Source organism: Saccharothrix sp. S26 (assembly GCF_021390395.1).
Classification (GTDB): Bacteria; Actinomycetota; Actinomycetes; order Mycobacteriales; family Pseudonocardiaceae; genus Actinosynnema.
Window position 1 is genome coordinate 100,237 of sequence record NZ_JAJUWT010000026.1, and the last position, 11,044, is coordinate 111,280.

The following is an 11,044-nucleotide window of genomic DNA, read 5'->3' on the forward strand; positions in this document are numbered from 1 at the left end:
CCCTCGACCGCCGACGTCAGACTTTGTGGGTTTCCCGCAGCCCGAGCACCGATGCCAGCGTCACCACGCCCATGACCAGCAGGAACGCCGACACCGACAGCGACGTGCCGGTCGCCACCAGCAATGCCGTCATGATGAACGGGGTGCCGCCGCTGACCAGGATCGACGCCAACTGGTAGGCCAGCGACGCGCCCGAGTACCGCACCTGCGGTTCGAACAGTTCCGCCAGGTAGGCCGCCACCGGGCCGTAGACGAGGCTCGACCCGACCCCCGACACGGCCAGCGCGACGAAGATCAGGCCCAAAGACGCGGTGTCGATCAGCCAGAAGTACGGGAACGCCCACACGATCATCGCCACCGCGCCCGCCACGATCAGCGGACGCCTGCCGTGCCGGTCCGACCAACGGCCAGCCAGCAGGATGACCGGCACGCTGACCAGCGACGACAGCAGCGTCACCACCAGCACCGAGTTGCGCGCCAACCCCAGCTCACGGGTCGCGTAGTCGAGCACGCCGGCGATGCTGACGTAGAACACGGCGTTCGACGCGAACATCAGCCCCGCGCCCAGCAGCACCGGCCGCCGGTGCGTCCGCAGCACCTCCTTCAACGGCGCGGGTGGCGGCCCGGACGGGCGCCGGTCCTTGATCTCCCGGAACACCGGGCTGTCCTCCACCTTCAGCTGGATGAACAGCACCACCGGGAACAGCAGCGCGCTCGCCAGGAACGGCACCCGCCACCCCCACGTGGCGAACGACGCGGCCGGCACCGCCGCGCCCACCACCAGGAACGCCACGTTGCCCAGGATCACCCCGAGCGGCACGCCCGCCTGCCCGAACGTGCCCGCGAACCCGCGCCGCCCCGGCCCGGCGGTCTCGGTCAGCAGCAGCACGACACCACCCCACTGCCCGCCCACCGCGATGCCCTGGAGGAACCGCAGCAGCACCAGCAGCACGGGAGCCATCACGCCCAGCGTGGCGCTGGTCGGCAGCAACCCGATCAGGAACGTCGCCGCGGCCATCAGCGCCAGGCACGTCACCAGCGCGGGCTTGCGGCCGAACTTGTCGCCCACGTGCCCGAACACCAGCCCACCGACCGGCCGGGCGATGAACCCGGCCCAGAACGTGCTGAACGACAGCAGCAGCCCGATCAGCGGCGACGCCTCGGGGAAGAACAACTTCGGGAACACCAGCGCCGCGGCGGTCGCGTAGATGAAGAAGTCGTACCACTCGAGCGACGAGCCGACGAGCCCGGCCGCCATGAGTTTGCGCAACGTGCGCCGCTCGGGGGGAGCGGTCGTGACCATGTGCTGTTCCCTTTCACCAGGTGTCCACGAACGGGCGTTTCTTGCCGGTCCTGACCTGGACGGGGTCGGGGCCGGTGAGCAGGGTGGTGATCCAGCGGCGCGTGTCGGCCGGGTCGATCACGTCGTCGATCTCGTAGGCGGAGGCCACGTTGAGCGCCTTGCCGTGCTCGTAGGCGGCGGAGACCATCGCCTCGAACATCTCCTCGCGCTGCGCGGGGTCGTCGATCGCGTCCAGCTCGCGCCGGTACCCCAGCCGCACCGCGCCTTCCAGCCCCATCGGGCCGAACTCGCCGCTGGGCCACGACACCGCGAACAGCGGCACCTTCAAGCTGCCCGCCGCCATGGCCTGCGCGCCGAGCCCGTAGGCCTTGCGCAGCGCCACGAACCCGAACGGCACGTCGAGGTTCGCGCCGGCCACGAGCATCCGGGTCAGGTGCCGCACGGTCGCGGTGCGCTCGGCGTCCGGTCCGACCATGAACCCCGGCGTGTCGCACAGCGACACCACGGGCAGGTCGAACGCGTCGCACAGCCGCAGGAACCGCGCGGCCTTGTCGGCGGAGTCGGCGTCGATCGCGCCGCCGAGGTGGCCGGGGTCGTTGGCGATCAGCCCGAGCGGCTTGCCCTCGACCCGGATCAGCGCGGTGACGATGCCGCGCCCGAACTCGGGTCGCAGCTCCAGCACCGAGCCGGTGTCGGCGACGGTCCCCACCACCGACCGCACGTCGTAGGCGCGGACCCGGTTCTCCGGCACGAGGTGGCGCAGCAGCCGCTGGTCGGCGCACTCCCAGGTGTCCACCGGGCCCTGGAAGTACGACAAGTACTTCTTGGCCACCGCGACGGCCTCGGCCTCGTCGGCCACGAGCACGTCGATCACGCCGTTGGGCACCTGCACGTCGACCGGCCCGACCTCCTCCGGCCGGAACACGCCGAGCCCGCCGCCCTCGATCATGGCCGGGCCGCCCATGCCGATGGTGGCGTCACGGGTCGCGATCACCACGTCGCACGTGCCCAGCAGCACGGCGTTGCCCGCGAAGCACCGGCCGGACGCGATGCCGACCAGCGGCACCAGCCCGGACAGCTTGGCGAACAGGTGGAACGCCATGCAGTCCAGCCAGCTCACGCCACCGTGGTCGGTGTCGCCGGGCCGTCCGCCGCCCCCCTCGGCGAACAGCACCACGGGCAGCCGCTTCTGCTCGGCCAGCGTGAACATCCGGTCCTTCTTGGCGTGGTTGCGGATGCCCTGGGTGCCGGCCAGCACCGTGTAGTCGTAGGACATCGCGACGACCTGGCCGCCGTTGACCCGGCCGACGCCCGCCACCAGCCCGTCGGCGGGCGTGCGCTCGACCAGCTCGTCCAACGACCGGCGGCGGCGTTGCGCGGCGATGGCCAGCCCGCCGTACTCGACGAAGTCCTCGCACAGGTCGGCGATGTTCTCCCGGACCGTGCGCCGGCCGGCCGCGTGCCGCTTCGCCTCCGCCTCGGGCCGGGAGAAGTCGTGCCGCGCCAGCGTTTCCGCGAGGTCGGGACGCACGTCGTCCAGGTCGACCTCGACGGCCTTCTCCTCGACGGCGACGTCCACCCCCTCGGCGAGCAGCGCGCCTTCCGCGACCGTGTCGCCGACCTCGACCAGCACCCGCGCGTCGCCGATCGGCACGACGTGCTGCATCTTCATCGCTTCCACGACGACCGTGCCGTCCTCGATCGCGACGACGGTCCCCTGCACGGGAGTACGCGCTCCGGTGTCCTCGCGGGGCAACGAGTCGACCAGGCCCGTGTGGGCCTTCAGGACGTCCGGGTGGTCCAGGAGCCCGCGCAGGAAGCCGATGTTGGTCCGCGCGCCGTCCACGGTGAACTCGTCCAGGGCGCGGCGGGCGCGGCGCAGGGCGGTGTCCAGGTCGTCGGCGTGCACCACGACCTTGGCCAGCAGCGGGTCGAAGCCGAGGCCCGCCCGGTAGCCGACGGACGCGTGCGTGTCGACGCGCACGCCCGGCCCGGTCGGGGGAACGAACGCCGACAACCGTCCCGTGGACGTCAGGCTCACGCGCAGTTGCAGCGCGCTGCCGCGGGGCGTGTGGGTCAGGTCCGGCTCGACCTCGGTCGCGAGCAGCAGTTGGGCCCGCACCAGGTCCAGCCCGGTGACCTGCTCGGTGACGGTGTGCTCGACCTGGAGCCTCGGGTTGGCCTCCAGGAACGCGAACCGGCCGTCCGGCGCGACCAGGAACTCGACCGTGCCCAGCCCGGTGTAGCGGACGGCGCGCGCGATCGTGGCCGCCGCCTCGTGCAGCGCGGACCGCAGGCCGGGGGAGAGGTCCGGTGCGGGCGCGATCTCGACCAGCTTCTGGTGCCGGGCCTGCAACGAGCAGTCCCGGTCGCCGAGCACCGTCGTGCCGACGAGCTGCACCTCCACGTGCCGCGCGGGTTCCAGCAGCTCCTCCACGAACACGGTGCCGTCGCCGAACGCGGCCAGCGCCTCGGCCCGGCACCGCTCGACCGCGGCGGCGAGGTCGGCCAGTCGCCGCACCACCCGCACGCCCTTGCCGCCACCGCCCGCGACGGCCTTCACGACCACCGCGCCGTGCGCGCGGAAGAAGTCCTCGAACCCGTGGTCGGCACCCGCGAGCACGGGTACGCCCACCTCGGCGGCCAGCGCGCGGGCCCGGCCCTTGTCGCCGAGCAGCTCCAGCACCTCCGGCGGTGGTCCGACGAACGTCAGCCCGGCCTCGGCGCAGCGGCGGGCGAACCCGGCGTTCTCGGCCAGGAACCCGTAGCCGGGGTGCACCAGGTCGCACCCCTCGGCGGCGGCGAGCACGGCGTCCACGTCGAGGTAGGAGCCGCGCAGCCGGACCGCGCGGTCGGCGTACCGACCGTGCGCGTCATCGGAGTCGGTGACCAGGGCGACGGTCCGCCAGCCGAGGTCGGCGGCGGCGCGCAGCACCCGGACGGCGATCTCTCCCCGGTTGGCGACGAGCAGCGTGGGCACTGGAACCTCCTGAGCGACCGCTTAGTATGTGACCGCGGTCGCATAGTGGCACCCGCGCTTAGCGTTCGTCCAGAGGGAACCGATGCACCCATCAAGGCGTCCTTGGAGAAACCCGAGGTCAAGGGCGTGACACACAGCAGGCCAGGAGGCACTCACCGTGGTTTTCAAGAGGATGTTGCGCGCGTTCGGAGTCGGCGGTCCCTCGGTGGACACGGTCCTGGCCAACCCCAACGCGCGACCCGGTGAGCTGCTCACCGGCGAGGTGCGCATCGCGGGCGGCGACCACGCCGCCGACATCGACCACGTCAAGCTGTCGCTGGTCACCCGGGTCGAGGTGGAGAGCGGCGACAACGAGTACAACCGCGACGTCGAGTTCGCCCAGGTGGTGGTCGGGCAGCGGATCACCGTCGCGCCGGGGCAGCACCTGGTGCTGCCGTTCCAGTTCCCCGTGCCGCTGGAGACGCCGCTGACCGTCGTGCACGGCCGGCACCTGCACGGCATGACGATGGGCCTGCGCACCGAGCTGGAGGTGCGCGGCGCGATCGACCCCGGCGACCTCGACCCGGTGGCCGTGCACCCGACCCGGTCGCAGGAGCACGTGCTCAACGCGTTCGGGGCCCTCGGCTTCCGCTTCCAGCGTGCCGACAACGAGTCCGGGCGCATCCACGGCGTGCCGCAGCGGCTGCCGTTCTACCAGGAGATCGAGTTCCTGCCGCCGGGGCAGTTCCTGGCCAAGATCAGCCAGTTGGAGCTGACCTTCGTGACCGACCAGCACCACCTGTACGTGGTGCTGGAGGCCGACCGGCGCGGCGGGCTGTTCCGGGCGGGCGGCGACACGTTCGGGCACTTCGCCATGTCGCACGATGAGGTGATCCGCACGGACTGGGCGGCGCTGCTGCACCAGTGGATGGACCAGGTGGCCGGGCGGCGATCTTCCCACGGTTTCGGCCACTAGGGCGGCCGTCGCGCGGGCCGTCGCGGCGGGGGACCGCGGCCGCCAGGCGTGTGGTTGGGGCTGCGGACGGCGTCCCGGGTGGGGATGATGAGCGGTGAGGCCCTCGGCGAGGTCGGGGACTTCTTCGAAGGCGACTAACCCGCAGGAGGCATCGTGGGCATCGGCGGTGTGATCAGCGCTCTGATCGTGGGTCTCATCCTCGGTTTGCTGGGCAAGCTCGTGGCGCCGGGCAAGCAGGCCATCCCCATCTGGCTGACGATCATCGTCGGCATCGTGGCGGCGTTCATCGGCACGTTCATCGCCCGGGCGCTCGGCGTCGAGGACACGCCCGGCATCGACTGGATCGAGGTCATCGTGCAGGTGATCATCGCCGCCATCGGCGTCAGCCTCGTGGCGGGGTTCTACGGCAAGAAATCCGTTCGCTAGACCACGCACGCCGGACCGCCGACCGACCGACAGCCCTGCCCGGAGGGGTTTGCGCAGGGGTCCTCGCCACGAGGACCCCTGCCGTTCGTTCACCCGGTGGTCAGTGCACGTGACGCATGATCGTCCCCCTTCCCGTCGCCGCCGGGCGTGATCGCCGGCGGCATTGTCATCCCGTCGCCACGACGAGCCGTTCGAGGCCGCGCAACGTGGCGTTGCGGCGGAACACCGGCTCCGCCACGAGCCGCAGCCCCGGGTGGTCGCGGGCCGCGGCGGTCAGCACCGCCCGCGCCAGCACCAGGGCGAGCGTCGAGCCGGGGCAGGCGTGCGGCCCCCGGCCGAAACCCAGGTGCGGGTTGGGCACGCGGTCGAAGCGCACCGCGCCCGGCTCGGCGAACACGTCCGGATCGCGGTTGGCCGCGCCGAGCAGCACGGTGACGGTCTCGCCCGCGCGGATCGGCCGCCCGGCCAGCTCCGCGTCCGCCACGCAGCCGCGGGCCTCCGCCTGCACCGGCCCCGCGAGCCGCACGAGCTCCTGGAGCGCCGCGTCGGGCACGCCGTCCGCGAACCGCTCCAGCGTCCCCGGTTCGTCCAGGCACGCGAGCAGCGCGTTGCCGAGCAGGCGGCTCGCCGACTCGTAGCCGGAGTGCAGGACGACCCGCAGCGAGTTGCGCAGCACGCCCTCGTCGACCGAGTCGTCGCGGTGCGCGGCCAGGAAGGCGATCATCCCGTCGCGGGTCGGGTGCGCGAGCCAGCCGCCGGTCAGTTCCGCCAGCTCGGCCCGCGCCCGCCGGCCCGGCGTCGCGGTCTCGGGGCGCAGCGCGTAGTCCATGGAGTCCACGATCGCCGAGGACAGCCCGGCGAACGACGCGGTGTCGGGCGGGTCCGCGCCGAGCACGTCGGTGACCGCCTCCAGCGCGAGCGGCACCGCGAAGTCGGCCATGAAGTCGAACGACGGCCGACGCGCCAGCGCGTCGAGCCGGGCGCGGACGCGGTCGTCCACCCGGCGGGCGAAGCCCTCCCAGTCCCGCGCCCGGAACGCGGCCACGAGCAGCTTCCGCGCCGCCGTGTGCTCCGGCGGGTCGAGGGTCTGCACCGACAGCGCCGAGGGCGGCACGTCGTCGCCGATGCGGCGCCAGTCCGAGCAGAAGCGCCCAACGTCCAGCAGCACGGCGGCGCACGTCGCGTGGTCGGCCACCACCCAGGAATCCAGGACCTCGCTGCGCCAGACCCGGTCGCGGCGGCGCACCGCCGACCACACCGATTCCGGATCCCGCAGGCCGCGCGGCGTGAGCAGGTCGGGCAGGGGGTCGTTCCCCACCGGCGTGCCGATGACCACGACGACCTCCCAGCGCCCGGAAGCGGCGACGATGCGGCTCTCCCCTCCCAGGGTGCACGCCCGCCCGTCGCGAACGGGTGACGGACGACCGCCATCACCCGATCCAACGACACCCGATCCAGTGACACCGGGACGTGCCCGGTCCCCGGGTCAGGCCGCGCCCACCATCCGCAGCACCAGGTCGGCGTAGAGGTCGCCGATCTCGGCCGGCGTGCGGTGGCCCGTCGGCCGGTACCAGCGGGCCACGTCGATGCACAGCGACAGCACCGCGAGGGTCGCGCCACGCACGTCCGGCACGTCGAACGCGCCCGCCGCGACGCCGTCGGAGATCATGTCCCGCACCGCGGCCTCGATCCGCCGCCGCAGCTCCACCACCTCGGTCAGGTGCTCCGGCGTCAACGCGCTCAGCTCGTACTGCACGACCCGCGCCGTCGTGTGGTACTCCGCGTGCCACGACGCGAACGCCCGCACCGCCGCCGCCAACCGTCCCGCCGGGTCCACCTCGGACACACCGGTCAGCACCGCCAACGACGTCGCGTGCCCGATCCGCGAGATCTGGAACAGCAGTTCCTCTTTGGACCGGTAGTGGATGTAGACCGCCGCGGGTGACATGCCGGCCTGCGCCGCGATGTCACGGGTCGTCGTCGCGTGGTACCCGCGCACCGAGAACGCGGCGGCGGCGGCGATCAGCATCCGCCGGGCCGCCGGCGGCGTCACCGAGGACCACGTCTCGTCCAGGAGTGCGAACTCACCACTGGTCGTCGTCACAGCCGGCCCTCCTTGACACGAACCCGAACGATACCGCACGCTAAGCACACGCTTAGACCTAAGCAACCGCTTAGTATGGAGGATCCGAGAGTGCGCCGCACGTTGTTCGAACCCGACCACGAAGCGTTCCGCGAGACCGCGCAGGCGTTCTGCGACCGCACCCTCAGGCCGAACTACGAGCGGTTCGTCGAGCAGCGCGCCATCGACCGCGACGTGTGGCTGGAGGCGGGCAAGCAGGGCCTGCTCGGCCTGGAGGTCCCCGAGCAGTACGGCGGCAGCGGCGCGAACGACTACCGGTTCAACGCCGTGCTGGGCGAGGAGCTGTCCAAGGTCAGCGCCGGCATGTCGTCCTGCCTGGGCATCCACGGCGACGTCGTCGCGCCCTACCTGGTCGACCTGTGCACCGAGGAGCAGAAGCAGCGCTGGCTGCCGAGGTTCTGCTCGGGCGAGATGACGACCGCCATCGGCATGACCGAGCCCTCCGGCGGCTCCGACCTGGCCGCGCTCAAGAGCGCCGCCGTCCGCGACGGCGACGACTGGATCCTCAACGGCTCCAAGACCTTCATCACCAACGGCTTCTCCGCCGACCTGGTCGTCGTCGCCGCGCGCACCAGCCCGGAGAAGAAGGCCAAGGGCATCACGCTGTTCGCGGTCGAGACCGGCATGAAGGGCTTCGAGCGCGGGCGCAAGCTCGACAAGGTCGGCCAGCCCGAGTCCGACACCGCCGAGCTGTTCTTCGAGGACGTCCGCGTGCCGGCCGAGAACGTGATCGGCGAGGTGGACCGGGGCTTCATCTACATGATGGAACGCCTGCCGCAGGAACGCCTCGGCGGTGCGATCTCCAACCTGGCCCACGCCAAGCAGATCCTGCTGGAGACGATCGGGTACGCCAAGGAGCGCAAGGCGTTCGGCCAGGCCATCGGCTCGTTCCAGCACAACAAGTTCACCCTCGCCGAGCTGGTCACCAAGATCGACGTGACGCAGGCGTTCCTGGACCAGTGCACCGACGCGCACACCCGGCGCGAGCTGACCGCGGTGGACGCGGCCAAGGCCAAGTGGTGGAGCGCCGACGTGCAGAACGCCGTCATCGACGCGTGCGTGCAGCTGCACGGCGGCTACGGCTACATGACCGAGTACCGCGTGGCCCGCGCCTGGATGGACGCCCGCGTGACCCGGATCTGGGCCGGCTCCAACGAGATCATGAAGGAACTCATCGGCCGCGACCTCGGCCTCTAGCCACCAGGAGCACCGCCATGCCCGAGGCTGTCATCGTCGCCACCTCGCGTTCGCCGATCGGCCGGGCGCGCAAGGGGTCGCTGGTCGACCTGCGCCCGGACGACCTGGCCGCGCAGGTCGTCGCCGCCGCGCTGGACCAAGTGCCGGAACTGGACCGCGCCGAGATCACCGACCTGCACCTGGGGTGCGCCGAGCCGCAGGACGAGCACGGCCAGAACGTGGCCCGCCGCATCGCCGTCCAGCTCGGCCTGGACACCCTGCCCGGCACCACGGTCAACCGGTTCTGCGCGTCGTCGGTGCAGACCGCGCGGATGGCCTTCCACGCCATCAAGGCGGGCGAGGGCCACGCGTTCATCAGCGCCGGCGTGGAGTGCGTCTCGCGCTACCGGCACGGCGACCCGCACTTCAACCCGCTGTTCGACGCCGCACGCGACCGCACGCAGCGCACCGCCGAGACCAACGAGCCGTGGCACGACCCGCGCGAGGACGGTGAGCTGCCCGACTACTACATCGCGATGGGCCAGACCGCCGAGAACGTCGCGACCCTGCTCGGCATCGGCCGCCGCGACCAGGACGAGTTCGGCGTCCGCTCGCACAACCTCGCCGAGAAGGCCATCGCGGACGGCTTCTTCGCCCGCGAGATCACCCCGGTCACCCTCCCGGACGGCACGGTGGTCTCCACCGACGACGGACCGCGCCAGGGCGTCACCTACGAGGCCGTGTCGGCGCTCAACCCGTCGTTCCGCCCGCAGGGCACCGTCACGCCCGGCAACTGCTGCCCGCTCAACGACGGCGCGGCGGCCGTGGTCGTCATGAGCGACGTGAGGGCCAAGGAACTGGGGCTGACGCCGTTGGCGCGCATCGTGTCCACCGGCGTGTCCGGCCTCTCCCCGGAGATCATGGGCCTCGGCCCGGTCGACGCCACCAAGCAGGCCCTCGCGCACGCGAACCTGACCATCGACGACATCGACCTGGTCGAGATCAACGAGGCGTTCGCGGTGCAGGTGCTGGGCAGCCAGCGCGCGCTCGGCATCGACATGGACAAGCTGAACGTGCACGGCGGCGCGATCGCGCTGGGCCACCCGTTCGGCTCCACCGGCGCCCGCATCATGACCACCCTGATCAACGGGATGCGCGCGCGTGACGCCCAGTTCGGGCTGGAGACGATGTGCGTCGGCGGCGGTCAGGGCATGGCGATCATCCTGGAGAGGTTGAGCTGAATGGGAATCCTGGACAAGTTCCGGCTGGACGGCCAGGTCGCGATCGTCACCGGCGCGTCCTCCGGCCTGGGCGTGGCGTTCGCCAAGGGCCTCGCGGAGGCGGGCGCGGACGTGGTGCTCGCCGCGCGGCGGGTGGACCGGCTCAAGGACACCGCGAAGCTGGTCGAGGACGCGGGCCGGCGCGCGCTGATCGTGCAGGCGGACGTGGCCCAGCCCGACGACTGCCGCGAGGTGGCCCGTGCCGCGGCGGAGTTCGGCCCCGTGCGGGTGCTGGTGAACAACGCCGGTGTGGCGTCGGCCGTGCCCGCGTCCCGGGAGACGCCCGAGCAGTTCCTCGGCGTCATGGACGTCAACCTCAACGGCGCGTACTGGATGGCGCAGGCGGCGGCGGCCGTGATGACCGAGGGCGGCTCGATCGTCAACGTCTCCAGCGTGCTCGGCCTGGTCTCCGGCGGCCTGCCGCAGGCCGCTTACTCGGCGTCGAAGGCGGGTCTGCTCGGCCTGACCCGCGACCTGGCGCAGCAGTGGACCGGGCGCAAGGGCATCCGGGTCAACGCGCTCGCGCCGGGTTACTTCGCCTCCGAGATGACCGACCAGTACCCCGAGGGCTACCTCGAATCGCACATCTCGCGCCTGCCGATGGGCCGGGTGGGCGACCCGGAGGAACTGGCCGCGGCCGTCGTGTTCCTGGCCTCGCCGGCCAGCGGCTACACCACCGGCGCGACCTTCGTAGTGGACGGCGGCGTCACGCTCGGCGGCTGACTTGTAACCCATCCCGGCGGCACGGCGATCTAGCCTGGTAGGCAGGGGAGATCGCCGT

Annotated in this window: 9 protein-coding genes; 5 read left to right on the top strand and 4 right to left on the bottom strand. The window is 72.0% G+C overall.

Annotation, left to right across the window (positions count from 1 at the left end; all coding sequences use genetic code 11):
* Positions 1-16: 16 nt before the first annotated feature.
* Positions 17-1,303, bottom strand: a complete 1,287-nt coding sequence (locus tag LZG04_RS34675; RefSeq protein WP_233825189.1) for an MFS transporter — start codon at positions 1,301-1,303, stop codon at positions 17-19.
* 13 nt (positions 1,304-1,316) lie between these two features.
* On the bottom strand, positions 1,317-4,283 hold the full coding sequence (locus LZG04_RS34680; protein WP_233825191.1) for a carboxyl transferase domain-containing protein: 2,967 nt from the start codon (positions 4,281-4,283) through the stop codon (positions 1,317-1,319).
* 157 nt (positions 4,284-4,440) lie between these two features.
* On the opposite strand from LZG04_RS34680, the gene LZG04_RS34685 reads away from it, so the two are divergent.
* The gene (locus LZG04_RS34685; protein ID WP_233825193.1) at positions 4,441-5,238 is read left to right on the top strand and encodes a sporulation protein; all 798 of its coding nucleotides are present in this window, start codon (positions 4,441-4,443) and stop codon (positions 5,236-5,238) included.
* A 153-nt stretch (positions 5,239-5,391) separates the two neighbouring features.
* Positions 5,392-5,664, top strand: coding sequence for a GlsB/YeaQ/YmgE family stress response membrane protein (locus LZG04_RS34690; RefSeq protein WP_233825195.1), 273 nt, complete (start codon positions 5,392-5,394; stop codon positions 5,662-5,664).
* A gap of 166 nt (positions 5,665-5,830) precedes the next feature.
* Here the strand turns inward: LZG04_RS34690 and LZG04_RS42775 are convergent, their stop codons facing one another.
* The gene (locus LZG04_RS42775) at positions 5,831-7,000 is read right to left on the bottom strand and encodes a cytochrome P450 (RefSeq protein ID WP_233825197.1); all 1,170 of its coding nucleotides are present in this window, start codon (positions 6,998-7,000) and stop codon (positions 5,831-5,833) included.
* A 150-nt stretch (positions 7,001-7,150) separates the two neighbouring features.
* Positions 7,151-7,768: a TetR/AcrR family transcriptional regulator gene (locus LZG04_RS34700; RefSeq protein WP_233825198.1), complete on the bottom strand. Its 618-nt coding sequence runs from the start codon at positions 7,766-7,768 to the stop codon at positions 7,151-7,153.
* A gap of 90 nt (positions 7,769-7,858) precedes the next feature.
* On the opposite strand from LZG04_RS34700, the gene LZG04_RS34705 reads away from it, so the two are divergent.
* From LZG04_RS34705 to LZG04_RS34715, 3 genes are read left to right on the top strand one after another with little or no spacing between them, the layout of a single operon-like run.
* Positions 7,859-9,004: an acyl-CoA dehydrogenase family protein gene (locus LZG04_RS34705; RefSeq protein WP_233825199.1), complete on the top strand. Its 1,146-nt coding sequence runs from the start codon at positions 7,859-7,861 to the stop codon at positions 9,002-9,004.
* A 17-nt stretch (positions 9,005-9,021) separates the two neighbouring features.
* Positions 9,022-10,224, top strand: coding sequence for an acetyl-CoA C-acetyltransferase (locus LZG04_RS34710; protein ID WP_233825201.1), 1,203 nt, complete (start codon positions 9,022-9,024; stop codon positions 10,222-10,224).
* The gene (locus LZG04_RS34715; RefSeq protein WP_233825203.1) at positions 10,225-10,986 is read left to right on the top strand and encodes an SDR family NAD(P)-dependent oxidoreductase; all 762 of its coding nucleotides are present in this window, start codon (positions 10,225-10,227) and stop codon (positions 10,984-10,986) included.
* The last annotated feature ends 58 nt before the right edge of the window (positions 10,987-11,044 follow it).

Excerpts from the sequence above, each read along its gene's own strand:
- LZG04_RS34675 (WP_233825189.1), bottom strand. The coding sequence starts at position 1,303 with ATGGTCACGACCGCTCCCCCCGAGCGGCGCACGTTGCGCAAACTCATG.
- LZG04_RS34715 (WP_233825203.1), top strand. The coding sequence starts at position 10,225 with ATGGGAATCCTGGACAAGTTCCGGCTGGACGGCCAGGTCGCGATCGTC.
- LZG04_RS34710 (WP_233825201.1), top strand. The coding sequence starts at position 9,022 with ATGCCCGAGGCTGTCATCGTCGCCACCTCGCGTTCGCCGATCGGCCGG.